Here is a 24657-nt window from a genome sequence, read left to right as displayed (position 1 = left end):
TCTAGCGGGTGATCGACAATTCGGCCGGGGCTCCGGTCAACGTGCGTTTGGGCGAGCAGGTGATGATCATGATCGCCAGTGTCAGGATGTAGGGCGCGGCGTTGAAGAGGTGGTAGCCGGAGGTAACGCCGACCGATTGCAACGCCGGTCCCAGCGCCGCGGCGCCGCCGAAGGCGAGCGAGGCCCAGAGACACAGCAAGGGGTCCCACCGCGCGAAGATCACGAGCGCCACGGCCGTGATGCCCTGGCCCGAGGACAGGCCCTCGTTCCAGCTTCCGGGATAGAACAGCGACAGGAACGAACCGCCGATGCCGGCGAGAAAGCCGCCGACCATCGTCGCGCGCAGGCGGATCAGCAGCACCGAATAGCCCATGGCACGTGCGGCATCCGAGCTTTCGCCGGCGGTGCGGATCAACAGACCCCAGCGCGTGGTGCGGAACGCCCAGTATAGGATCGGGGCCAGCGCCACGCCGATCAGGAACATCACATTGATGCGGAGCACGGCGCGAAGCTGCGGGATATCGCTCCACCAGCCGAAATCGATCGCTGGCAGCCGCGGCGCGGTCGGTTCGATCAGCGGCTTGCCGAGATAGAAGGCGAGCCCGGTGCCGAACAGCATCAAGGCGATGCCGACGGCAATGTCGTTGACGCGCGGCAGCGAACAGATGCCGGCATGCAATGCTCCCAGCAATGCGCCGGTGATGCCGGCGGCGAGCACGCCCAACCACGGCGATCCCGTGAGATAGGAGATGCCGTAGGCGCTCATCGCGCCCATCACCAGCGTGCCTTCAAGGCCGAGATTGATGCGGCCGGAGCGCTCGGTGATGCATTCCCCGAGGCTCACGAACAGGAACGGCGTCGAGACGCGAATGGCGCCGCCGAGCACGGCGAGCGGGACGGTCCAGAGTCCGATCGAGCCGTCTGCCATTTCACGACTTTCCCTTCAGAAATCCGATGCGGCCGTAGAGCGCATCGCTGCCCAGCACGAAGACGAAGATGATGCCTTGCAGCACCAGCACGGATGCATCCGGCAATCCGAGGCGACGCTGGAGCAGGCCGCCGCTGGCGCTGATGCCGCCGAGCAGGATTGCGACGGGGATGATGGCGAGCGGGTTTTGCCGCGCCAGAAATGCGACGAGAATTCCGGTGAAGCCGTAGCCCGCGGCCAGATTGGCGTTGGCGCGTCCCTGCACGGCGGCAACCTCGACCATGCCGGCAAGGCCCGCAGCACCGCCGGCGAGGAAGCAGATGGTCAAAATGAGCTTGCTGACGCCGAGGCCGACGATCCTCGCGGCGCGGATGTTGCCGCCGGCAACCCGCGCGGCGAAGCCGAACACGGTGTGATAGATCAGGATGTAGGCGGCGACCGCGGCGATCAGGCCGAACACGAGGCCCCAATGCACATCGGTGCCGGGAATGGAGCCGATCATGTTGGCCGCGCCGATCTCGCGGGTCGAGGGCTTGTTGAGGCTGGCGGGGTCGCGCATCGCGCCTTCGACGAGATGGTTGAGAACCGCGAGCGCGATGTAAACGAGCAGCAGGCTCGAGATGGTCTCGTTGACGCCGCGGTACTGCCGTAGCGCGCCCGCCAGCATGATCCACAAGCCACCGCCGATGACGCCGCCGATGACCATGGCGATCTGCACGATGAGCGGCGGCAGGCCCTGGAGCGCGAGCGCGGCGCTGGTTGCCGACAGTGCGCCAATCAGCAGCGCGCCTTCGCCGCCGATGATGACCATGCCGAGCTGCGCGGGAAGCGCCGTGCAGAGCGCGGTGAGGATCAGCGGCGCCGCGCGCGTCAGCGTGTTCTGCCATGAGAACCAGGTACCGAACGCGCCGTAGTACATGTAGAAATAGAGGTCGAGCGGGTTCTTGCCGAACATCGCGACGAAGATGCCGAAGACCGCGAGCGCGCCGGCCAGCGCCGCGCCCGGGATCAGGACATATTCGATCGCTCCGCCGTGACGTTGGAGGATTCCCGGATCGGCGGCCGGGGCAACAGTCCCGACCGCTTCAGCAGGATCCGCCGCCTCCGCTGTCACGAAGTCGCTCCGATTACGCCCTCCACGAGATAGTCCATCTTCTCGAGCTCGGGATCCTTTTGGCCGCGATCGGTGCCGGCCGCGATCACCGTCTTGCCCTTGTTGTCGACCAACCCTCCCTTGAAGATGGCGTAGCCGTCGCCGGACAAGAACTTGGCCTTGACCTCGTCGGCGTGCTTGCGCGCTTCGGCGGAGACCGCTTCGCCATAGGGCGAGGTCTTGACGATCTCTTCCTTGAGGCCGCCACGATAGAAGTTTGGGATGCTCTCGCCGGCGGCGATCATCTTGACGAACTTCGGATAGAGCGCCTCCCAGTTCCACTCGGCGCCGGTCAGGTAGGCCTTCGGCGCGAGCGGCGACTGGTTGACGTGGTAGCCGCAGACCATGGCGCCGCGGCGCGCGGCGTTCTCGACCATGGTCTTGGGACCGTCGACGTGGCAGGTCAGCACGTCGACGCCCTGGTCGATCAGGCTGTTGGTGGCTTCGGCTTCCTTGACCGGCATCGACCAGTCGCCGGTAAAGATCACTTGCGTCGTCGCCTTTGGGTTGGCGAGCCTGGCGCCGAGTGCGAAGGCGTTGATGTTGCGCAGCACCTGCGGGATCGGTTTTGCGGCGACGAAGCCGAGCTTTCCACTCTTGGAGCTATAGCCGGCGATGATGCCCGAGATGTACTGGGCTTCGTCGATATAGCCGAAATAGCTGCCGGCGTTCTTCGGGTCCTTGTCGCTCCAGAGGCCGCCGCAGTGCTCGAAGCGAAGCTTCGGGAACTTGTTGGCCATCTTGACCGTGTGCGGATTGTAATAGCCGAACGAGGTCGGGAAGAGCAGGGTGGCGCCATCGAGATTGATCATGGACTCGATCGTCTTCTCGACCGCGTCGGTCTCCGGCACCTTCTCTTCTTCGACGACCTTGAGGCCGGGAATCTTCTTCAGCGCCGCCGCACCCTGCGCATGCGCCTGATTGTAGCCGTAGTCGTCGCGCGAGCCGACATAGATGAAGCCGATGGTCGTCTCGGCCGCAAAGGACGGGCGGGCGCCGGTCGCCGCGCCGAGGGTGAGGGCCGCACCGCCCTGCAACAAATGACGTCGTGAGATCCTGCCAAATTCCATTGCCTGCTCCCCTTGGCGGATTGACCGCCTCGATCTCGCGGCTGCGCCGGTTTGGCGGAGCCCGGAACAAGATGTCGCAAGCTTCATGCCAGAGGTCGGGAAGCGGGCGAAGTAATCGTAAGCTATGGAAAAATATAACATTTTTTGGTTTTAAGGATCTTGCCGAGGAAATCGGCAGATTATTTTATAGGCAGTATCCGTCTGTTGTATGCAATGGAGTTAAGCAGCCTGACCAGCTCGCGCGTGTGCACGACGGGAGCTAGCTCTGCCGGCTACCCTCATTCATGCTACCCCACGCGCGGATCGGGACTGCGCTCGTGATTTCGCCGGCGCCGAACTTGTATCGATTGCGGCCAGGACGGCCGCTGCCGCGGGTCCCAAGAGATGGAAAGCTCGCCGAGATGGCTGCTGGTAACGCCGTTCAGAATGCATCGCTCGGCGAAGCGATCGTGCGAGGGATCAACGAGCTCGCCGCGATCTCGGAAGAAGGCGACAAACTTACTCGCATCTATCTGACCAGCGAGCTGCGCAAGGCCGCGGATCTGATCCTAAGCTGGATGCGCGAGGCCGGCATGAGTGCGCGTCTCGACGCGATTGGCAATGTCTGCGGGCGCTACGAAGGGGAGCGGCCGGGCGCGCCCTGCCTGATGCTTGGCTCGCACTACGACACCGTGCGCGATGCCGGCAAATGGGACGGGCCGCTGGGCGTAATCACTGCGATCGCCTGCGTCGCCGATCTCAACCGCCGCGGCAGGCGCCTGCCGTTCGCGATCGAAATCGTCGGTTTCGCGGATGAGGAGGGGGTGCGCTTCGCTTCGACCTTGCTCGGCAGCCGCGCGCTCGCTGGCACTTTTGATGAGAGCGTCCTGAACACACGCGACCGCGATGGCGTGGCGATGCGCGACGCGCTCGTTTCGTTCGGGCTCGACCCCAATCATATCGGCGCGGCTGCGCGGGCGCGGCGCGAACTGCTTGCCTATCTCGAGCTGCACATCGAGCAGGGGCCCGTGCTGGAAGCGCAAAACCTGCCCGTCGGTGCCGTCACCGCGATTGCGGGCGCGACACGGCTTGCCGCGCGCCTCACTGGCATGGCGGGGCACGCCGGCACCGTGCCGATGGCGCTGCGCCGTGACGCGCTCACTGGTGCTGCCGAATGCATCGGCGCGATCGAGCATTTCTGCCGGACCGAGGCGAGCGGGCTGGTCGGCACCGTCGGCTACATCCAGGCGAGGCCCGGCGCGACCAACGTCATTCCGGGCGAGGTGTCCTTCACCATCGACATGCGGGCGCCGACTGACATGCATCGCAAGCGCGCGGTCGCCGACATCGTCCGTCAGATCGAAGCGATCGCAAAGCGCCGCCAATTGACGCTTCAGCTCGACGTCACCCACGAGAACCGCACCGCGCCTTGCGCGCCCTGGCTCAAGGACCAGATCGCGCAGGCGATCCATGCGGAAGGCTTTTCCGTGTTCGAGCTGCCGAGCGGGGCGGGGCACGACGGCATGGCCATGATCGACATTGCCGATGTCGGCATGATCTTCGTCCGCTGCCGCGGCGGTATCAGCCATCACCCGGACGAGCATGTCGAGCCCGCCGATGCCGACGCCGGCGCGCGGGTGTTGCTGCGGGTGATCGAGAATTTTCGGCCGCCGGAAGGGTAAGTTGAGGCCGCAAGTCACGGGATAGAGACACGAATCAGGCAGGTCGGGAAGAGTGACGGCCTACCGCCGCCACCACGAGACACCATTCCACGCCGCATATGAACAGCGACATCTCTTTTTCATCTCATCGCGAGAACCGGTTTTATCAGGGTCGGGCGGCGAGCTTCGCCGCCAACGCGCTTCAGGCCGTGAATTTTCTCGGCGATCGATTCCTGCGAAAGTCACCTCATCCGTTCACGGCCATCGAGGACCTTTACCGGCACTCGATGGACAGCGCCTTTGCGGTGACCGAAGCATTCCTCGTCACGGGCGCGCCGCACGCCTCCGCGTACTATCCGCGCGACTTCGCCTGGTTCTATCCCGACATTCTCGACGCCGAAACCATCATGGATTCGCAGGACGCGGTACGGCGGGCACGTCTGCTCGAAAGGAGCGTGCGCCTGCTACTGGAGGCGGTTCGCGCTAACGTCGTCACGACCACCATCGTCCCGGCAGGGCGCGCCCGGTATCTCGGCGTGAATTATTTCTCGCACCCCTCGGACACGCTGCTCGGCATTTTGGCCGGCCTGCAGCAGATGATCAGTGCCGACGAGAGAGCGTCATCCTATCTGGCGATGTCACAATGCGCGCACGCCGGCCACCTGCTGCTGGAGGAATATTGCGGCGATTTGAAGCGCGCGCTCCTCCAGCTCGCAAGCGAGCTCGAGCCGTTCAATGATGGCGGCACCAGCTATTTGCTGTGCGACGCCAGCGCTCCTCGTTCCGCCGCGACGGACACGCGCGCCGAGCGCAGGCGTTTTGTCACCAATGCCTGCGTCTACACGACGTCGTATGGGGCGTGCAGCTCGGAATCGTCGACGAGAACGAGCTGAAGCGGCTGCTCGGGCGCGACTTGGCGCAGTACAAGAGGGACCTGCTCCGCCTGTTCGGCAAGGGCGGCTATATCAGGCATTCCCTGGATGGCCCGACGGGCTCACCGGTGGCTTCGGTCGCGCTGAATTTCGTCAGTGTCCATCGCGGCTTCTGGGATATGAGCGAGCCGGGCGAGCGCGCGCTGTTCGCGGCCACGGCGGATCTGATCATTGCGGAGCCGCGCTTTCGCATCCCCAGCACGTTCCATTTCCTGGTGTCCGCGGATAATCCGCGGAACAAGATGATCCACAAGATTGCGGCTCCCGCCTACCAGGGACGGTCCTTCTGGCCGACGTTCAACGTCGAGTTCGCGGATCGCATGTTGGACTCCGATGAATTCTCCGGCGACGAGATCTACCGTTCCTGCGCCCAGCAAATTCTAAAGGACATTCGCACTGCGACCGAAATCCACGGCGGCTATCAGGAACTGATCTCGGAGCCGGGCCTGAAATATCGCACCTGGGCCTACAAGGGTGCGGTGGCCCACTCCTGGTTTCCGCGGTTCCTGTCGGTCTGGAGGAGGGCGTATGGAACGCCGCTCCTCCATTGGAATGATTGATCCGCGCTATCCCGCCGTCACGTCCACCAGCTCGCTGCCGTCCAGCACCTTGGCCGCCTTGGCGCGATCGAGGTCGCCTTCCCAGGCGGCCATCACCACGGTGGCGACGCAGTTGCCGGTGAGGTTGCCTACCGCGCGGGCCATGCCGATGAACCAGTCGACTGACAACACCAGCACAAGGCCAATCGCCGGAATGCTCGGCACCGCGTTGAGCGTCGCCGCCAGAATCACGATCGCCGAGCCCGGCACGCCGTGCGCGCCTTTCGACGTGATCAGGGAGACGCCGAGCACGAGCAGGAGGTCGCCGAAGGACAGCGGCGTGTTGGTCGCCTGCGCGATGAAGACGACCGCGAGCGTCAGGTAGATCGAGAACGCGTCGAGATTGAAGGAATATCCGGTCGGGATGACGAGGCCGACGACGGAATCCTTCACGCCCATCCGCTCCAGCTTTTTCATGATCTGGGGCAGCACGGCGTCGGACGAAGCGGTCGCCAGCACAATGGTCAACTCCTCGCGCAGATAGACGAGGAATTTGAGGATATTGATTCCGGCGAGCGCCATGACGCCGCCGAGCACGCCCAGCACGAAGATGCCGACCGAGACGTAGAACAGCGCCACCAGTGAGACGAGCTGCTTGAGCGAGCCGATTCCATATTTGCCGACGGTGTAGGCGACCGCGCCGAGCACGCCAAGTGGAGCAACCCGAACAATAAGTCCCATGACACGGAACAGCACGGTCGAGGCGGCATCGATGATGGAGGTCACGAGCTTGCCCTTCTCGCCGCCGACCAGCGCGAGGCCGACACCAAACAGCACGGCGAAGAAGAGGACCTGGAGCACGTCGTTGCGCGACAAGGCGTCGAACGAGGTGCTCGGGATCACGTTGAGCAGGAAGGACCCGATGCCGCCGCCCTGCAGCTTGTGGGCGTTGTCGGCGTAGGTGTTGAGCGCCTTGGCATCGAGCGTCGAAGGGTCGATGTTCATGCCATGGCCGGGGCCGAAGAGGTAAGCGAGCAGCAGGCCGACGACGAGTGCGACGGTCGTCATCACCTCGAAATAGAGCAGCGCCTTGACGCCGACCCGGCCGACCTTCTTGAGGTCGCCGGCGCCGGCAATTCCGTGCACGACGACGCAGAACACGATCGGCGCCACGATCATCGAAATCAGCTTCAGGAAAGCGTCGCTGAGGATCTTGAGGCTGATAGCGAAGTCGGGAACGGCCACGCCGAGGATGATGCCAAGGATCAAGGCCGCCAGGACCTGGACGAATAACGATGTGTAGAGCGGCTTCGGCTCGGCGGCGGATGCTGCGGTGATGGTCGACATGCTGGATTCCCCGGTTTGACGCGTCTTCGACGTCAAAGGGAGCAACAACCGTGCCAGATTGTCGCGCGTCTCGCTGAGGAGGAGGACTATCCGGCCGCTTTCGCGGAGCTACCGAACAGCCGCATCGGCAGCGTGAAACCGTTCGAGGCGCCGTCGGTGTCGTTGACAGGCGATTTGTTCAGCCCGCCAAACCCGTTCCTGATCAGCTCCCGCATCGGCTTGCTTGCCGTCCTCGCGCCGCGTCGTTGCACGCGCGATATCACGCCACGAGATCCAGCAGGCGGCATGATCCGCGCACCAGTACCTTTCGTCCTGTCAATGTCATCTCGGGAACGCCGTCCCTGATCGCGACAAGGCCGAGCTTGATAAGGCCTTCGACGACATAGGTCTTCGTGAGGCGACCGCGCGACGGCGGATTGCGGAGCGCTTTCAGAACCTCCCATTGGTCCGGCGAAAGATCGAAGTCGATGTCGTTGCTCATGTTGCCTCAAGCGATAGTACCGTTCGCTCACCCTGTTAGCGGCGCTGCGTGAAGACCGTGCGACGACAATGAGTCGGGAATTCGGTGAGGTGTTTAGAACTCCTCTTCACAAATTGCCGCATCTCGTTGCGCCATAAGAATTAAGATCGCTCGATCACGAACATCTTCCCGGGGCCTCGATCACATATTGATGAAGCGGGTTTGGTGTGGCGCGGAGATGCCGCGCTGCACGGGAAGCGCTGCTGTCCCATTCCGCGTCGCAATATGCATGGAAATCATGAGACGAAACGCTCGAGATGCTGCTACGCTGATTCGCGGGGAACGGCTTCACACGGCAGGAGTGGAGTGCATGATCAGGCTGGTCGAAATTCGCAGTCAAGAATCCCTGTGCCGGGAGCGCGCCGCGCTTGATTTCGAGCGCCGGGTTTTCTGGCTTGCGCAAGCCCAGGAATGGGAGCAGCGCGCGCTTGACGAAATCGCCTATCATTTCCGGGAGTGCAATTTGGCTCCGACGGAGTTTGCGCGAAACTGACGTCGGCCGTGGCGTAAAGCCTACTGATAAGTCGCCACGATATCGGACACCGCCCGCTCGAGTTGCTGTGCGGTGGCGCACTGGCGCACCACACTGCAGAAGGTCGCGTAGCGCGGCATCTCGGAATCACCAAAGCCCCAGGCGAGACGTCCTTCGGGATTGAGCCACACCAGGCGCTTGGATCGTTCGGAGATGCGGCGCAGGATGTCGGCGCGTGGGTCGAGATTATTGCTGCGGGCATCGCCGAGCACGATCACCGTGGTCTGCGGTGTCAACGTGCTCATGAACTCCTTCTCGAAATCGACCAGCGACGAGCCGTAGTCGGAGGAGCCGAAGCCCACCTTGGACATGATCTCGGCCATTGCCTTTTCCGGCGATTTCGATTCCAGAATGTCGCTGACTTCGATCAGATGCGAAGAGAAGGCGAAGGAATGGACGTCGTCGACCACCTCGTGCAGCGAGTGGATCAGGAGCAGGAAGAAATCGGAGACTTGCGCGACCGAGCCGGAGACGTCGCAGAGCGCCACGATCTTCGGCCGGTCGCGATGCTTGCGCTTCCACGCCGTGAGGAAGGGGATGCCGCCCCAGGCGGCGTTGCGGCGCAGTGTGCGGCGGACGTCGAGATGACCGCGGCGCTGGCGCTTGCGCGGTTTCGAATAGCGCTCGCGCAGACGCCGCGCGATCTGGCGGATGAGAGCGCGCATCTCCGCGACATGGCGCCGCTCAATGCGGGCAAGCGGCGCGTTGCGCAGAATCTCGTTGCGGAGGTTTTCAGCCTCCTCGCGGGCATAGAGCGCAAGCCCCTGCGCGACGGTGTCGCGGACGGCTTCGCGCAAGGCATCGAGCGCGGAGCGAAGTCGCTCTGCCAGCGCCGGGTTGGTCGCGGTCAGCTCGTCGAGATCGTCGCGCAGCCGCTGGAGCCCCATGGCGTCGAGGATGCGGCTGGAGAAGATGCCGCGCTGGGTGGAGTAGCGGATCTCGGACAGAGAGGCCGCGCCTGAGGCGCTGGCGATCGCGGCTGCGATCGCGTTGCGATCCTGCGACAGCAGCATCTGCGCGAGCGGTCCCAATCCCTCGGAAGGCTGACCTTCGCCCGCTTCGCTGGCCGAGCTGGAGGAGGGCGATTGATCCGTGTCCTCCGAAGCGTCCTCGCTGTCGGCCTCGGGCTGATTCTGCCGCGGCTCCGGCTGGCTGAAGAACAGATCAAAACAGTCGCCGAGCGCGAGCTTTTCGTCCTGCGATTTGGCAAGCGTCAGGAGCAGCGCGTCGCGCAGGATGGTCCGGTCTGAAACGCCGACCTGCGTCACCGCACGCATCGCATCGATGCTTTCGGCGGGCGAGACATGGACGCCGACGCCGCGTGCCGCACGGAAGAAACGATGGAGGTTCTCGCGCATCGGCGTCAACCGAAGACGTTAGATCGTGCTGCCTTGGCAATGAAGGTCGTTATCTGAGGCTGAGCCGCCTCGATGTCGGCCTCGTATTTCAGGAGCACGTTGAGCGTGTCCTTGACTATGTCGGTGTCGAGCTCGGAAGCCTGGAGCAGAACCAGCACGCGCGCCCAGTCGATGGTCTCACTGACCGAGGGCAGCTTCTTGAGGTCGAGCGAGCGAATCTCGTGGATGAAGCCGACCATCTGCCGCCGCAGCGTCTGCGAGATGCCGGGGACGCGGCTCTCGACGATGCGCTCCTCGAGCCGCTGCTCGGGGAAGCCGATATGCAGATGCAGGCAGCGCCGCTTGAGAGCGTCGCCGAGATCCCGCTCGCTGTTCGAGGTGAGGATCACCGTCGGCGGCGTGATCGCAGAGACGGTGCCGAGCTCAGGGATCGTGACCTGGAAGTCGGAGAGGATCTCCAGCAGCAGCGATTCGAATTCCGCATCCGACTTGTCGATCTCGTCGATCAGGAGCACGCAGCCGCCGGGCTGCTCCAGCGCTTGCAGCAGCGGCCGCGGTTCGACGAATTCCTTGGAGAAGAACACGTCGCCGAAATCGTGAAGCTGGGCGAGCGCGTCGTGCAGCGTCTGCGCGCCGCCGAGGACTTCGCCGAGCTTGTCCTTCAGGATCTGTGTGTAAAGAAGCTGCTTGGCGTATTTCCACTCGTAGAGCGCCTTGGCCTCGTCGAGGCCTTCATAGCATTGCAAGCGGATCATCTTCAGGCCGCGCCAGGCCGCGATCGCCTTGGCCAGCTCGGTCTTGCCGACGCCTGCAGGGCCTTCGACCAGAATCGGCTTTTCGATCTGTTGCGACAAATAGACGGCGGTCGCGATCTGCCGGCTCGCGATGTAGCCTTGCGCGGCGAGGCCGCTCTCCACTGCCTCGATCGCGGTCGAGGCCTTCTGTTCAGCCACGAAAGGCGCTCCCAAAGGTCTTGCTTGAGGCTTGTTCTGCCTGTGTTCCCGGCAAAGAACAAGCCTCGTTTGGGAGGGACCAGACCCGCGCGTACGGACGTATTTTCCGCTCAACGCAAATAGTTGAACGGCCCACCGGCCGCGCGATCAGTGCCGCAGCAACTCCGGCTTGCGGATGGTCTGTCTGACCTCGGCGCCGCAATCGGCGCATTCATAGACGAAGTCGATCTTGGCAAGGCTCCAATGCGGTTCAACCTCGCGCACATACATCGGCAGGAACCCCATGCAAGCAGGGCAGATCACAGGCGCGATTTCCATATCCTGATGACGCTGTACATAAGCTGGCATCTCGGCTCTCCTTCGCAGGCGACCACCAAACCCGCGCAAAGGCTACTGCCGGTCGGCGCGAGGCCGACATCAACTCTTTCGAACAGAGACGGAACGGCGGAGGTTTGTCGTTCGCTGTGACATTCTTGTTACGTCTCGGTACTGTGACGGGCGGACTAAATGCCTATTTCATAAGGCCGATCCGGTATTCGGACTTTACTCAACGATAAGGGAGCAACGCCCATGACACATGCCATTCGCTTTCACCAGACTGGTGGTCCGGAAGTCCTGGTCTGGGAGGAGGTCAGCGTCGGCAAGCCCGGACCTGGCGAAGCACGCATCCGCCACACTGCGGTCGGTCTCAATTTTGTCGACATCTACAACCGCTCCGGTGTGTACCCCGTGCAATTGCCGAGCGGTCTCGGCAGCGAGGGGGCCGGTGTCGTCGAGGAAGTGGGCTCGGGTGTCACCGATCTGAAGCCGGGCGATCGCGTCGCCTATGGCGCCTCGCCGCTCGGGGCTTATTCGGAGGCGCGGCTGATTCCCGCCGACCGGCTGCTGAAGCTGCCCGACGGCGTCGACGACAAGACCGCCGCGGCGATGATGCTGAAGGGGCTCACCACGCAATATCTGATCCGGCAGACCTATCGCGTGAAGGCCGGCGACACCATCCTGCTCCATGCGGCTGCCGGCGGCGTCGGCCTGATCCTGAGCCAGTGGGCCAAGCATCTCGGCGCGACTGTGATCGGCACCGTCAGCAACGACGAGAAGGCCAAGCTCGCCAAGGCGCATGGCTGCGATCATGTCATCATCTACACGCGCGAGGATTTCGTGAAGCGCGTGGATGAGATCACTGGCGGCAAGAAGGTGCCGGTGGTTTACGACTCCGTCGGCAAGGATACGTTCCTGAAGTCACTCGACTGCCTCGCGCCGCTCGGCGTCGCCGCGCTGTTCGGTGCATCCTCCGGCGCTGTCGAGCCGCTCAATCTCGGTTTGCTCGCACAGAAGGGCTCGCTCTACGTCACCCGGCCGACGTTGTTCACCTACGCCGCCAAGCGTGAAAGCCTGGTCGCGATGGCAGGCGAGCTGTTCGACGTCGTCAAGTCCGGCGCGGTCAAGATCGAGGTGCGCCAGACCTATCCACTGAAGGACGCCGCCAAAGCGCATGCCGATCTCGCCGCGCGCAAGACCACGGGCTCGACCGTCCTGACGGTGTAGTCTCCGACCGGGCTGTGGCGCACGCCGGCAGAGCGTTATCGAGCGAAGTGGATTCCGGTTCGCGCAAAGAAAACGCGTCAAAATAAGAATCTGGGGCCCGTCCGCTTCGATCGGAACGGAAACGGCCCTAGGCCTGCGTCACGTCCGCTCGTGCTTGCGCAGATCGCGGGCGTGATCGAGCCGGATCGCCTGGAGGTCGATATCTTGGGGAGGGATCCGGGGCAGGACAGCCTCGGCGAGGATCGCCTCGGTCACGTCCTCGACCGAACTCTCCACGATCTCGTGGATGAACGAGATGTTCTGATATTCGCCTGACGCGACGCGGGAAATGACCTCGCGCCTGGTGATTTCAGGATCAACCACCGCCTCGCGGCCGCGCCGCCCATAGTCGATCATCACGACGAAATACTGCATGAAACGATCCTGTCGTGCCCGACGGCCGGGGCACGGCAGAGTATTTCCGAAAAACGGAATCAAGTCAAGCTAGATTTCGAAAAATCGGAAGTCGGCCGCCTACCTGCTCTTCTTGCGAGGGCGCGCCGACTTGGCGCGCAACCGCTCGAGCTGGCCCTTGGGCATGGACAGGCAGATCTCGCCGACCCACTCCAGTTTCACGCCGACGATCTGCTTGGCATTGAAGCTGCTGAGATTGACGACGGAGGGGGATTTGCCCCGCTCGATGGTCTTCAGATAGCGCTCGCCGGACTTGAGCCGGACTACGGCCTCTTCGCCGTAGAAGCTCGACAGCGGATGGCGCTGGTCCTTGTAGACCACGATCACGTCGCCGCTCTCGTATTTGGGCAGCATCGAATCGCCCACGATCTCGAACGCGATGGTCTCCTCCATGATCGGGAAGGGCAGCGCGATGTCGCCGAGTCCCTCCGGGGGAACCTGCTCATAATCCGGCTCGATCACGGCACCGGCGCCGACGCGACCCATGATCGGCGCGAGATTGAGCTCGAGATACTCCATGATCGGAACGATTTCCGAGGCCTTCACCAGGCGTTCGCCGCCGAGGATCTCCGAGACCGCGCCGGGCCGAACGCCCATGGCTGCCGCCAGGCCGCCCTTGCTCTTGCCTGTCTTTTCCAGGCCCCGCTCGATCATTGCAGCGTCCAACATGGTGATTCCCTCGATTGTCCATCGTCCCGCCTCTTGTAATCCGAAATTCGGAATTGATGCAATTATGAATATCAGAAATATTGCTTGACACTTACTTCGGAATAACGGAATGTACGCTCCGCCTCGCGATCGTGCGATCGGAGGAGGCGCATCACAGGACAACAGCATGGAACCGGGCCATTGGCCGTCGGAGCACTCCGACGCGCTTCGCGAATATTTTCTCAAGGGAATGTCTTATGCGGAGATCGGAAGGGAGATTAACGCAAGGTTTGGAACGGCTTACACGCGCAATGCGGTGGTCGGCCGCGCCAAGCGGCTCGGGCTGGTCGTGAAGGTACCGATGAGGAGTCCGTCGATCGTGCCGGTTTTGCCGTCTGGAGCCTGTCTTATCCTCCCGCACCGTCCCACGTTACTGAACCTGCCGCCGAAATCCGCGATGAAGCCCGCCGCGCCGGTCAAGCTGCGCTGCGTCGGCGTCCAGCCGCGTCTGGTCCAGTTGGCCGAACTCGATCGCGACGACTGTCGCTATCCCTACGGCGGCGACAGAGACGGGGAGGAGATTACCTTCTGCGGCCATTCGCGCCAGCCGGGCTCGAGCTATTGCGCGCCGCACGCGCGCCTGACCCGCCGCTCTGGAGCCGGGTCCGGCCGCGCCGCCGGTCCGGTCGTGCTGAGGCTGGTCTCCGCAGCCTGACCTGGCGACCGCCCGTTCAATCGTCAATTTCGCAAAGGAGTATCCGAGTGGCACGTGTCCGACGCAACAGGTCCTACAAATTGGCCAAGATCTACGACCGGCGCTCGCGCGAGGTACCGTTCAATGCGGAGGTGGCGGACGTCGAGGTCGATAATCCGCTGGCGCTCGACCCCGGAGAGAAGATCATGGCCGTGCGGTCGATTCGCAGCGATCCGCTCGGCAGGCTGCACGCGCACCATCAGATTGACGAGGCGCAATTTCGCGGCGGGCGTGCCTTCCAGAACGATTGGGAGAGGGCCGAGCGAGGTCTTCAGGCGATGGACCCGACCCGCGAATATGTCGATGGCGCGCGCACGCGCGAGCCCGTCACCGAGAGCCAGCGTCAGGCGGTGCTGCGTCTGAACGGGGTCGAGCGCGAACTCGGCACCGACGGCGCCGCGCTGGTGCACGATGTGTTGGTACTGGGCCTGACCATGGACGAGATCGGCCAGCGTCGCGCCGTCCGTACCCAGCGCTGGAACGACTATTTTTCGCGGCGCTTTCGGGAATGCCTGGACCGGCTGGCGCTGATCTATGGCTTTGCGACGGAAACGGGGAGACAGCGTGCAGGGCAGCGCGGATGACAACGGCACGCCTGCGGCCTCGGCCGCCGGCGTGCCAGTCTGCTGCTTAGGGATGCGGCAGGATCTGGTAGGGCGTGGTATAGGGTTCGACGCGGAGCGAGGCGTTGGCCAAAAGCCCGATCTTGGCGGTCGGCGCCTGCTGCAATTCTCCGCTCGGACCGCGATGCACATTGTATTGCCAGACGGTGAGATCGCCCTTCTGCGCAAGAGCATGCGCAATCGCGCTGGCATCATTGCCGCCGAGCGCTTGAAGCTCCTGCGCCGACAATCCGACGACGATTTCGTCCTTGATGGTGACGACCTTGAACAGGTTCATCCTGGTCTCCTGCGCCCATGCGCCTTGTATCGAGAGGGTGAGAAGCGCGACCGCGGCGCCTTTGATGAGATCGCAGCGAGAAAGCATGCCGTCGTCCTTAGGTGCTGGGGCGCGCCCGAATCGATCAGTCCGTCGGCCATGGCGCCCGTGATCTGCGTGACTGTTTCGCATCCGCTTTGTCGTTCGCTCCTCAAGAACGGTTCATGGCCAGCAACCAAATGCGGCCCGAATGAAGAGCCGCGTCCGAGTCTGACAGCTCGAGGCGGCGGATAAGATGAAATTCTCCGGCGCAGTTTGCCTTCTTATGTCGCTTGGGGCAGCAGACATCGCTGTGGCTGCCGATCCGTTCTACATCGGCAACTGGACATTGACGGCCGTCGCCGTCGCGCCATGGGCCGATCCGCAACGCAAGCCTGACAGCACCGGGCAGGCGCGGCTGATGGGAAAAGAGGCTGCCTTCAAGGCGAGAGATATCAGGACCCCGTCCCTTTGCCTGCGCAAAGCCGCAGTAGAAGGTCAGCGATCGAGACGGTATGCCGAATTGATGCCGCTTCTTGACGCAGGTGGGTGACGGGGGCCATATTCCTGTTATCCGGAATTGCTGTAGTGCGATGCAGACGAAGCATTGCTACGCCAGCTGTTGGGCTTGCCGGAGGAGTTGTTCCTTGGCATAAGTGCAACCTGCTCGGTTGAGCCCGAACGTTCGGACATGTAGCTCAGCGTGCTAACACGCGAGGGTCCGCTCCGGCCGAAAGCTCGCCGTCGCCATGGTATCCGGTTATGCGTTCGGTTATGGCGTTCGGTTCTCAGTTAGGACCTCGATGTCGGGTCACGAAAGCCGATGCTTGTTATAGGTGCGAGATGAAAAACCTCAATTTCGCCGCTGAACTGCACCTCAAGCTCGGCGCGCCTGCAGGCGGCACCGTCGAAAGCCTGCGTCTGCTCCGCGCGTTTCTGAAGCTGGCGCCCCGGCAGCGTTTCGAGGTCATCAAGCTCGTCGAAGACCTCGCCACCGAAGAAACTGTTTCCGAACACCCCCTGTCCTAAGCCGGGCTGCGCGCCGGCCTTCCGCCTTGCCCTTCGTTTTCCTGCCAGAACCGGTCGCCGGGCGAGGTTTGCCCCGGGCTGGACGCTGGAAGGCGATCCGGCAAATGTGGTATTCAGTTTGAAAAAGGGAGGAGTGCGACCATGATCGAACCGAAGATCGAAGTTCCGGCCGAACTGCGCGACCTGGCGGAGAAGACGATTGACCAGGCGGAAAAGGCATTCGGCATGTTTTTCGAAGCCGCCACCAAATCGATGACGACCGTTCCGGGCGCGGGGGCGGAGGTGTCGAAGCAGGCGCTCGCTTTCACCGAGCAGAACATGAAGTCGGCGTTCGAGCATGCTCGCAAGCTCGTTCATGCCACCGACCTTCAGGAGGCGATGCGAATCCAATCGGATTTCCTGCGCAGCCAGTTCACCAGCGCCGGAGATCACATGCGCCAGATGACCGGCAGTCTCATGCAACCGGGAAAGGACAAGTCCTGATCTCGGTGTGTGACTCCATCATCCTCTGCTGATCCCTGCCGGTCCTCCGGCAGCGATTTGCATTTTAGGGCACGCGTTAGTTTGCGACGCCGTGCTCATCCGCAACACGAACCCGGAAATTGCGAGAGGCCGATGCGGGCAATGATCGACCGCAGCAGCCTGCGGGCCGAACGATAGAGATGCCGCGCGAATCTCGGCGTCCTTGCCACGGGCAGGCCAAAGCTTGTCGTATCGAGATTTTTCGTGTCAAGGCTTTGATGGAGTGCGACGCGTGCCTCTCCGAGATGGCGAGGCCCTTTCTATCGTGCCCGGCCCGGGGCAGCCTTGACCTGCCGCAAAGGTGCCAGGCTAATAGTCGCCGGGGTTCATGATCATCGGACTTTTCGTATCGGCTGGCGCGAGCGCACTGCTGGCGCTGTCGCGCAGGAAGCGGTCGAGCGTCGCCTGGATTTTCTCCTTGACCGCATCGGGACCGCGGTCGCTCATCTCGGTATGCTGTGCGCCGGTGTGGATAATGTCGATGCCGAGCGCCTTGGCCTCTTCGGGCGTCGGCAGCACGCCCGGGTCGGTCTGGAAATGCGGATCCTTCGAGCGGAACGACAGGATCTTCATGTTGTCGCTGAGCACGAAAGGCACCCGCAGATTGTCCAGCGTGATCACTTTCGACACCAACTCCGGGTGCTGATGAGCGACATACATCGAAACGTCGCCACCGTTCGAATGTCCGACGAGGGTGATGTGGTCGAAGTCGGCGTTCTCCTGCCGCCTCTTCAACTCAGCCAAGGTGAAGAGGATGTTGGTCTCGCAGCGGATATAGACCTCGCGCCGGCCGACATATTCCTGGCCGACCCGGGTCATCAGCGGCGGATCGCTCGGTAGGTCCTGCTGGATGCTGGCGACAAGATAACCGCGAGCGGCGAGCACGTTGGCGAGAAAGGAATACTCGGTGGCCTTGACGGTGTTGCCGTTGCTGATGATGGCGAGCGGCAGCTTCCAGAGACCGAGATTGGCCTTGGTCTCGTAATCGCGCCGCACCGCGATTTCAACCGCGATCGGCCGCTGGCGGGCGGCGTCGAACAGGGCCAAAACCTCGTGGCGGATCGCGAACCGGCTGATGACGAAATACTGGCCGACGCCGAGGACACAGAGAAACGCCAGAACTGCAAACACCCTTTTCATGGTTCCGTCTCAAATCACTTTTCACTGAAGATGGCCATTGTGAACTGCCGGATCGAGCGATCGTGAGCAGGTTACGGGATTAAATTTAGGACAGTCTGTGAGGAACGCCGCAAAAGGGCCGCATCAAGGCAGCGGCAACAAGGGTCGTGCGGCTAGAGGTAGCCGTCCCTGCTGCGTTCGGGGCAGAGCCGGAACGCGCTCGACAGGGTGAACAGGAAGCGCGCGCTGCGGCGCTCGTTGTCTAGCGCCCGGTAGCTCAAGGGGACCGCCACGCCGAGATCGGCCTGGAAATCGTCCGGCAGGAAGAACCGCACGCCAGCTCCGGCCGAGGTCAACGACAGGCCGTCGCTCAAGCGGTAACCGTCGTTCCAGACTGCGCCAGCATCGCCAAAAGCATAGAGCTGATAACCGGTCCAGTAGCGGAAATTGAGCTTCTGGTCGAAGCGCAGTTCGAGTGAACCGGCAAGACCGTTGTCGCCGCTGATCTCGGCTGCGCCATAGCCGCGGCCGAAGGCAGCGCCGCCGAGATAGAATTGCTGCGAGGTGAACAGCGGCCGCGACGCTGTCTGGTTCGCAGCGGAGAGCTTGAGCGACCAGGCGTCGTTGAGCGTCTGGTAGCGCGTGAACCAGAGGTTCAGGACCGAGAAGTTCGATGTCGCGCCATCGCGCGACAACAGATCGTCGTCGAAATGCGAGGCACCGAAGATGTCGCGGCCCTGGCGATAGGTCAGCGTCGCGAAATTGGTGCCGCCGAAATGATCCTGGAGCCGGTAATCGGCGGTCAGGCTCGCGGTCCTGATGTGGTCGTTGTACCAGGGCCCGTAAAGGTCATGCTCGGATACGTTGCTGAATGTCCCGGCCACGGTAAGCGTCAGCCCCGACGATTGCGACATGAGGGGCACAGTGCTTGCCCGCACCTCGAAAGCTTCGGTCGTGGTGATGTCGCTGTCGAGGCGGCGGGCATCGCCCGGCCGCACCGCGCTGTACAGGACGGAGGCGCCGAGACGCACACCGTCGACGCCGACGGGCGCGTCATAGGACAGCCGTGCGAAACCGAGCTCACGGGGATCGTTGGCAATGGTCGACAGGTTGACCGCCAGCGTGTCGCGGGCGTGAGGTAGGAGTTGAACGCGCCGGTCGCGTAGGTCTGCCACGGGCCCACTGACGACGAGCCGAGATTGTCCAGACCGAGCGACGAGAAGACGTGCCAGGTCTTCAAATAGACGGTGAGGCGGAAGCGGCCGGTCGAACCGCCGATCTCCTCCAGCGCGGTATCGGTGATGCGGACGCCCGGCCTGCCGTTGACGAGGAAGAGTTGGCGTTCGAGCGTTGCCAGGCGCGAGGGCTGCTCGGCCAGGATTGGCCCGAGCATCGGCCTCACGCCGAACTGCTCGGCGCCATCGCCTTTCAGCTCGGCCTGCACGATGGCGCCTTCGACCACCTCGATCCGGACGCGTCCGTCGGCAATGTCCTGCGGCGGCACGATCGCCCGGCTCAGGTGAAATCCATCGGCGCGGTAGAGATCGCTGATCGCGCCGGCGATCGCGGCGAGGTCCGCCTGCGAAACCTTCTTGCCGACATAGGGCTGGTAGACCGCGGCGATGCGATCGGGGAAAACGGCCTGGGCTCCGCTGACGTTCACGCCGCGCAGCACGAACTGAAGCTTGGTATCGCCGCCCGTGTTGAGCTTGCCGACTGTTGGTAGTCTGACCGGAGGACGGTTCAGCGATTCCCGCTCGGTTTGGTTTTCAAAGTATTTCTCAGGTTGGCGCGGATCGAAACCCGGCTGGCTCGCCTGTTGTGCGAAAGCCTGAGCAACTCCCGCAAAAATCGGTACCAACAGCACCAGCGCGGTAAGGAGATGCTGCTTCTCAACGCGCGCAACAAGCCTGTTCCCGTAGTTTGACGGAGAAGTGCCCCTAAGGCGGTAAGAGGTCGTTAGCCACATGATTTTTCATAGTTTTTTATGGTCAATGAATCGTTAACGCGACCGCTCCGCTCGCCGCTTCCCGCTAATTCTATTTTGAGTGATTTCGGATACCCCCCAGGACTGGCTGTAACGCGGACTGAGGATCGTCATGCTGGTCAAAATTGGAATGCGGTGCGCCTTGGTGGGTGGCTGCGCTGATCCTGGGAACGGCCTCCGGCGCCTCCGCCGCGGACGATGGCGTCTGGTCGGTCGGCAAGGCCACCGGCGACGTCTGGGTCGCCACCAACGGCGCTCAGCAGGCTTCGTTGAACCAGCAGGAGGCGCTCAAGCCCGGCGACACCATTCGCACCGGACGTAACGGGCGCGTACTGCTCGTCCGCGGCGAGGAAACAATACTGATCTCTCCCAACTCGGTGGTCGGCTTGCCCACGGAGAAAAAGGAGGGTCTCTCGACCACCATCATCCAGCAGGCAGGTTCGATCCTGCTCGAGGTCGAGAAGCGCAACGTCAAGCATTTCGAGGTCGAGACGCCCTATCTCGCCGCCGTGGTCAAGGGAACGCAGTTCAGCGTCACCGTGAATGCGGGCAGCACCAAGGTCGGCGTGCTTCGCGGCCAAGTCGAGGTCTCCGACTTCAAGACAGGACAGATCGCTCAGGTCATGCCGGGACAAGCGGCTACCGCCTTCGAGCACGGCAAGCCCGGTATCTGCCTGAGCGGTGCCGGCATCTTCAATCCGATCGAGCACGGCAAGCCGCGCGCCTCGACGATCGAGCGCGTCCCCGTGCCGAAATCGGGCCTGTCGGCCCCGCGCAGCGCAGCGAATGGCCGTGCGATTCATGCGCTCGGTCCGGTCGACAAGGGCACCAAGGCGGCCGGCGCAGCTAAGCAATCGCATCAGGCGGCCGGAGTTCACGCGCCCAAGGCTGGCGTCGTGCGCATCTCGACTTCGCTCGGCGAGGTCAAGCTGAACGTCCACAAGGTCACGCACGGACTCGCCCACGGCGCTGTTGCTCCCGGGCAGGTGCGCAACGCGAACGCCAGCGCCGGTACCGAGACGGTCTGGAGCGATACGAAGGCGAGCACGACGACCGCAGCCGCCAATAGCTCCAACACAACGGCAGTCAGCGTGAGCAGCAGTTCATCCGCAGCCAGTGCCACATCGGCGTCGGCAAGCGCGACGACCGTTGCGACCACCGCTGGGCCGCCGGGGAATGTGTCCGGTGGAAGTCCAGGAAACGAAAGCAACGGCAACGGCAACGACGGCGCCACCGGTAACGGCAATGGCCGCAATGGTCACGGCAATGCCTACGGCCATAACAAGCACTGAGGCGATTTCCTAGGGGATGAGGGGCGCACCCGCCGACGCGGGTGTGTAGGAGGATCGGGTGAAACGCTATCGGCCGCTTATTCTTGTCGTGACCGCACTCGCGGTGGTGCTGTCCACGGGGTGGCACGGTGCGCTTCGCAACGCGCTGACCGATCCGCGGTTCGCATGGCAATCGCGTGCTGCCAGCGGCAACGTCGTCGTGGTCGCCATCGACGCGCCCTCGATCGACCAGATCGGGGTATGGCCTTGGCCGCGCCGGCTGCACGCGGAACTGTTGCACAGGCTCGAGGCGGCGGGGCCGCAGGACGTCGCCTTCGACATCGATTTCAGCACGCCATCTGATCCGGCCTCTGACGAGGCGTTGGTCACTGCGCTTCGTGAAGTCGGCGGCTCGACGATCCTGCCGTCCTTCAAGCAGCCGACGCCGAATGGCGGCGGGGCTCACATCAATCGGCCTCTGAAGCCGTTCAGCAACCAGTCGTGGCCCGCCGTCGTCAATGTGGCGGTCGAATCCGACGGGCTCGTGCGCCGTTATCCGTTCGGCGAGAAGCTCGGCGATGCCTTGATGTCGTCGATGGCCGTCGTGCTGGCCGGGCAGGACGCCAATCGGCGGCCGCCTTTCCTGATCGATTTCGGTATTCGAAGCGCTTCCATTCCGACTGTCTCCTATGTCGACGTGCTCCGCGGCGATACCGCCACTCTCGACAAGCTGAGAGATAAAAAAATCATCGTTGGTGCGACGGCGCTCGAACTCGGCGATCGGTTCAGCGTTCCTAACGGGCGCATCGTCTCGGGACCCGTCCTCCAGGCGCTGGCAGCAGAATCGATCCTCCAGAACCGGATGCTGCGCCGGACCTCCGATATCGGCATGATCCTGGGCCTCAGTGCGATCTGCCTGCTGATGATGTATTCGTGGCGCCGCTTCGCACCGGGAGCTCGCGTCGCAATCTTGATCTCAGCCGGAGCGGCCTTCGAGCTGGTCGCTATCCTCGTGCAGGCAAGATGGCCCTTCATCATCGACACATCGCTGTGCCACATCGCGATTGTCGCTTATCTGGCGGCGATCGCACTGGACGAAATCGACTTCCGTCGTCTCCTGGGACGCATCGCCGAAAGCCGCTTTCATCGGATCGCGATGTCGCTCGGCGATGGCCTCGTCTGCACGGACGAAGATCAACTGATCACGGTGTGGAATCCCGGCGCCAGTGCGATCTTCGGCTATATGCCCGCCGAGATCATCGGCCGCCCGTTTGAAACGCTCTGCGCCGTGCCGGTGGACGATGACGCGAGGCCGTCCATGCGCAACGCCGCACGCCAAGCGCTCCTCGTGCCCGGCGGGGCGGTCGTCGTCGAGTTCGAAGGGCGGCGCAAGAACGGTGACACTTTCCCGGTCGAGGCGAGCTTCTCGGGCTGGCAGGGAACGGACGGTTTCCAGTACGGAGCCATCCTGCGCGACATCTCGGTCCGCAAGCGCGAGGCCGACCGCGTCAGATATCTCGCCGAATACGACGCGCTGACCGGTCTTGCCAACCGCAACACGCTGCATGCCGGACTGGTCGACATGATCGCGGACGCGGGGCAGCGCTCTTGCGAGGTCGCGTTGCTCGTGATCGGGCTCGACGGTTTCCAGAGCATCAATGACATGCTGGGTCATTCCGCCGGAGATCTCGTGCTGCAGGCGGTCGCTATTCGCCTGAAGGGCCAGGCGGGGGATGGCGCGATCGTTGCCCGGCTTAGCGGAGACGAATTCGCCATTGTGCGTGAAGGCTCTGATGGCGGCGAGCCGATCGCAGAGTTCGCCGAGCGAATCGCGCTCGCCTTCGAAGCACCGCTTGCGACTGGCACACGGCAGCATCGCGTCAGGATCAGCATCGGCGTCGCCGTCTATCCGGAAGGCGGGCACAACGCGGACGATCTCCTGAGCAATGGCCATCTCGCGCTGAGCAAGGCAAAGCTGACGCGGCGGGGCGGCCATGTGATCTTCGAGAGCGCGATCAGGCAGGAGCTGGAGAACCGGCTGACGCTGGAGAGTGAATTGGCGCTTGCCGCGGATCGCGGCGAGTTCGAGCTGTTCTACCAGCCTCAGGTTCGCCTGATCGACGCCAGCCTGATCGGGGCCGAAGCGCTGATCCGTTGGCGGCATCCCGTGCGCGGCTACGTTTCGCCCGGGGAGTTCATGCCGGTGGTCAACACCTCGGAGTTATCCGAGCGGATCGCGAATTGGGTAATGGAGACCGCCTGCCGGCAGGCGCGCGTCTGGGAGCTGTCCGGCAATAGCGTGCGCGTCGCGATCAACCTGTCGCCCTCGCAGCTTCACTCCGGCGATCTCGCGCATTCGGTCGCGGCGCTTCTGGACGCAACGGGGCTCACGCCGTCGCTGCTCGAGATCGAGGTCACAGAGGACATCCTGCTCCACGACGAAAGCCGCGTGCTCGACATGTTCAAGCGCATCCAGCAGCTCGGCGTCCGCGTCCTGTTCGACGATTTCGGCACTGGCTATGCGAGCCTGAGCTATCTGAAGAAATTTCCGCTCGACGGGCTCAAGATCGACCGGTCGTTCGTGCTCGATCTGCTCGCGGATTCCGATGATGCCGCGATCGTGGGGTCGACCATCGGCCTCAGCAAGCAACTCGGACTCACGGTCGTGGCTGAAGGCATCGAGAATCGCGCTACGGCCGATTTTCTGGTGAGCATGGGATGCGAGGAAGGGCAGGGCTATTTCTTCGGCCGCCCGATGCCGGCGGAAGCATTCGAGCGGCAATTCCTCGCCTCCGAGTGCGCCGCCGTCAGTGCCGCCTGAACGGGCCCGCTCTAGCAGTCTGCTGAAAAACCTTGAAATGGAGAATTTTCATTTTTCCGCCGGTCGTTTTTGGAGCGGCGCGGTAGAGTTGGATGTAATTTCTAGCTTGTTATTGAGTGTGCCCCGGCGCGGGGTGGCTATGCGGCGAGCAGTTTGGGAATTCGGATCAGGTTATAGGCGATCAGATTAAGCAGGAAGTCGGCGGCGACGCGAGCGATGCCCCGATGTTTGGTCTTGCGCATGGTGCCATGCTGCTTGCCCCATCCGAAAATGCACTCGACCATCGCCCGGCGCGATTGCGACATGCCGTATCCCGGATGCCGCGTGGTTCGTTCGTCGATCGCGCTGTTACGGTTCTTGCCGGTTTTGGTGATGGCCTGGTTCTGTGTCACATGCGGCGTCACGCCGATGGCGCGAAGGTTGGCGACATGATCGGCCGTATCGTATGCCTTGTCCTCACCAGCCGTGATGCGGCGACCTGCGGCTTTGCGTCTCGCCTTCAGCATGACCTCCGCAGCCCGGCGTTCGGCGGTGCCATTGGCATGCGTGACCCTGCCGGCCACCGCCAGCCCATGCCGGTTCTCCATGGTGGCGTGGCCCATATAGCAAAGCTTGGCC

Annotated in this window: 23 protein-coding genes and 3 pseudogenes; 11 read left to right on the top strand and 15 right to left on the bottom strand. The window is 63.1% G+C overall.

Features of this window, described 5'->3' with window-relative positions:
• Nucleotide 1 precedes the first annotated feature (1 nt).
• From IVA74_RS22925 to IVA74_RS22915, 3 genes are read right to left on the bottom strand one after another with little or no spacing between them, the layout of a single operon-like run.
• Nucleotides 2–928: an ABC transporter permease gene (locus IVA74_RS22925; RefSeq protein ID WP_247348342.1), complete on the bottom strand. Its 927-nt coding sequence runs from the start codon at nt 926–928 to the stop codon at nt 2–4.
• A gap of 1 nt (nt 929) precedes the next feature.
• Nucleotides 930–2042, bottom strand: a complete 1113-nt coding sequence (locus IVA74_RS22920) for an ABC transporter permease (protein WP_247348339.1) — start codon at nt 2040–2042, stop codon at nt 930–932.
• Nucleotides 2039–3151 carry a BMP family ABC transporter substrate-binding protein gene (locus tag IVA74_RS22915; protein ID WP_247348336.1) on the bottom strand — a complete coding sequence of 371 codons (1113 nt, stop codon included), beginning with the start codon at nt 3149–3151 and terminating at the stop codon, nt 2039–2041. The genes IVA74_RS22920 and IVA74_RS22915 overlap by 4 nt, the downstream gene beginning before the upstream one ends.
• Before the next feature lie 401 nt (nt 3152–3552).
• Between IVA74_RS22915 and IVA74_RS22910 the strand changes: the two genes are divergently transcribed.
• Together IVA74_RS22910 and IVA74_RS22905 are read left to right on the top strand one after the other, a co-directional pair.
• The gene (locus tag IVA74_RS22910; RefSeq protein WP_247348334.1) at nt 3553–4812 is read left to right on the top strand and encodes an allantoate amidohydrolase; all 1260 of its coding nucleotides are present in this window, start codon (nt 3553–3555) and stop codon (nt 4810–4812) included.
• 98 nt (nt 4813–4910) lie between these two features.
• Nucleotides 4911–6283: pseudogene (locus IVA74_RS22905) on the top strand (hypothetical protein).
• Between the two features lie 6 nt (nt 6284–6289).
• On the opposite strand, the gene IVA74_RS22900 reads toward IVA74_RS22905, so the two are convergent.
• From IVA74_RS22900 to IVA74_RS22890, 3 genes are all read right to left on the bottom strand, one after another.
• Nucleotides 6290–7609: a dicarboxylate/amino acid:cation symporter gene (locus tag IVA74_RS22900; RefSeq protein ID WP_247348330.1), complete on the bottom strand. Its 1320-nt coding sequence runs from the start codon at nt 7607–7609 to the stop codon at nt 6290–6292.
• An 86-nt stretch (nt 7610–7695) separates the two neighbouring features.
• Nucleotides 7696–7860 (bottom strand): hypothetical protein, encoded by a 165-nt coding sequence (locus IVA74_RS22895; RefSeq protein ID WP_247348328.1) that lies wholly within the window; start codon nt 7858–7860, stop codon nt 7696–7698.
• 8 nt (nt 7861–7868) lie between these two features.
• A complete protein-coding gene (locus IVA74_RS22890) occupies nt 7869–8090 on the bottom strand; it encodes a hypothetical protein (protein ID WP_247348325.1) in 222 nt (73 codons plus the stop codon).
• 349 nt (nt 8091–8439) lie between these two features.
• On the opposite strand from IVA74_RS22890, the gene IVA74_RS22885 reads away from it, so the two are divergent.
• Nucleotides 8440–8622, top strand: a complete 183-nt coding sequence (locus IVA74_RS22885) for a hypothetical protein (protein WP_247348323.1) — start codon at nt 8440–8442, stop codon at nt 8620–8622.
• A gap of 20 nt (nt 8623–8642) precedes the next feature.
• On the opposite strand, the gene IVA74_RS22880 is transcribed toward IVA74_RS22885, so the two are convergent.
• From IVA74_RS22880 to IVA74_RS22870, 3 genes are all read right to left on the bottom strand, one after another.
• On the bottom strand, nt 8643–10019 hold the full coding sequence (locus IVA74_RS22880) for a VWA domain-containing protein (protein ID WP_247348321.1): 1377 nt from the start codon (nt 10017–10019) through the stop codon (nt 8643–8645).
• A 5-nt stretch (nt 10020–10024) separates the two neighbouring features.
• Complete coding sequence (locus IVA74_RS22875; RefSeq protein WP_247348318.1) at nt 10025–10972, bottom strand: MoxR family ATPase; 948 nt, start codon at nt 10970–10972, stop codon at nt 10025–10027.
• Between the two features lie 147 nt (nt 10973–11119).
• The gene (locus IVA74_RS22870) at nt 11120–11320 is read right to left on the bottom strand and encodes a hypothetical protein (protein WP_247348317.1); all 201 of its coding nucleotides are present in this window, start codon (nt 11318–11320) and stop codon (nt 11120–11122) included.
• A 222-nt stretch (nt 11321–11542) separates the two neighbouring features.
• On the opposite strand from IVA74_RS22870, the gene IVA74_RS22865 reads away from it, so the two are divergent.
• Nucleotides 11543–12517, top strand: a complete 975-nt coding sequence (locus tag IVA74_RS22865; RefSeq protein ID WP_247348316.1) for a quinone oxidoreductase — start codon at nt 11543–11545, stop codon at nt 12515–12517.
• A 138-nt stretch (nt 12518–12655) separates the two neighbouring features.
• On the opposite strand, the gene IVA74_RS22860 is transcribed toward IVA74_RS22865, so the two are convergent.
• The gene (locus IVA74_RS22860; RefSeq protein WP_247348315.1) at nt 12656–12931 is read right to left on the bottom strand and encodes a hypothetical protein; all 276 of its coding nucleotides are present in this window, start codon (nt 12929–12931) and stop codon (nt 12656–12658) included.
• Between the two features lie 99 nt (nt 12932–13030).
• Nucleotides 13031–13639: a S24 family peptidase gene (locus tag IVA74_RS22855; protein ID WP_247348314.1), complete on the bottom strand. Its 609-nt coding sequence runs from the start codon at nt 13637–13639 to the stop codon at nt 13031–13033.
• Nucleotides 13640–13805: 166 nt separating this feature from the next.
• On the opposite strand from IVA74_RS22855, the gene IVA74_RS22850 reads away from it, so the two are divergent.
• Nucleotides 13806–14333, top strand: coding sequence for a GcrA family cell cycle regulator (locus IVA74_RS22850; protein ID WP_247348313.1), 528 nt, complete (start codon nt 13806–13808; stop codon nt 14331–14333).
• A 47-nt stretch (nt 14334–14380) separates the two neighbouring features.
• The gene (locus IVA74_RS22845; protein WP_247348312.1) at nt 14381–14956 is read left to right on the top strand and encodes a hypothetical protein; all 576 of its coding nucleotides are present in this window, start codon (nt 14381–14383) and stop codon (nt 14954–14956) included.
• Nucleotides 14957–15002: 46 nt separating this feature from the next.
• On the opposite strand, the gene IVA74_RS22840 is transcribed toward IVA74_RS22845, so the two are convergent.
• Nucleotides 15003–15359, bottom strand: coding sequence for a hypothetical protein (locus IVA74_RS22840; protein ID WP_247348311.1), 357 nt, complete (start codon nt 15357–15359; stop codon nt 15003–15005).
• 187 nt (nt 15360–15546) lie between these two features.
• Here IVA74_RS22840 and IVA74_RS22835 point away from each other — a divergent pair, with 187 nt between their 5' ends.
• From IVA74_RS22835 to IVA74_RS22825, 3 genes are all read left to right on the top strand, one after another.
• Nucleotides 15547–15843 (top strand): hypothetical protein, encoded by a 297-nt coding sequence (locus tag IVA74_RS22835; protein ID WP_247348310.1) that lies wholly within the window; start codon nt 15547–15549, stop codon nt 15841–15843.
• A gap of 290 nt (nt 15844–16133) precedes the next feature.
• A complete protein-coding gene (locus IVA74_RS22830; protein WP_247348309.1) occupies nt 16134–16319 on the top strand; it encodes a hypothetical protein in 186 nt (61 codons plus the stop codon).
• Between the two features lie 141 nt (nt 16320–16460).
• On the top strand, nt 16461–16802 hold the full coding sequence (locus IVA74_RS22825; RefSeq protein WP_247348308.1) for a phasin: 342 nt from the start codon (nt 16461–16463) through the stop codon (nt 16800–16802).
• A gap of 348 nt (nt 16803–17150) precedes the next feature.
• On the opposite strand, the gene IVA74_RS22820 is transcribed toward IVA74_RS22825, so the two are convergent.
• Entirely contained in the window at nt 17151–17981 is an 831-nt protein-coding gene (locus IVA74_RS22820) for an alpha/beta hydrolase (RefSeq protein ID WP_247348306.1), read from the bottom strand.
• A 152-nt stretch (nt 17982–18133) separates the two neighbouring features.
• A pseudogene (locus IVA74_RS22815) lies at nt 18134–19929 on the bottom strand (POTRA domain-containing protein).
• 130 nt (nt 19930–20059) lie between these two features.
• Here IVA74_RS22815 and IVA74_RS22810 point away from each other — a divergent pair.
• Together IVA74_RS22810 and IVA74_RS22805 are read left to right on the top strand one after the other, a co-directional pair.
• Nucleotides 20060–21239: pseudogene (locus IVA74_RS22810) on the top strand (FecR family protein).
• A gap of 58 nt (nt 21240–21297) precedes the next feature.
• A complete protein-coding gene (locus IVA74_RS22805; protein WP_247348304.1) occupies nt 21298–24039 on the top strand; it encodes an EAL domain-containing protein in 2742 nt (913 codons plus the stop codon).
• Nucleotides 24040–24176: 137 nt separating this feature from the next.
• Here the strand turns inward: IVA74_RS22805 and IVA74_RS22800 are convergent.
• On the bottom strand, nt 24177–24657 hold a 481-nt coding region (locus IVA74_RS22800; RefSeq protein ID WP_247340803.1), incomplete at its 5' end, for a transposase.

Source organism: Bradyrhizobium sp. 132 (assembly GCF_023074185.1).
Classification (GTDB): domain Bacteria; phylum Pseudomonadota; class Alphaproteobacteria; order Rhizobiales; family Xanthobacteraceae; genus Bradyrhizobium.
This window is presented reverse-complemented; position numbering and strand designations above follow the sequence as displayed.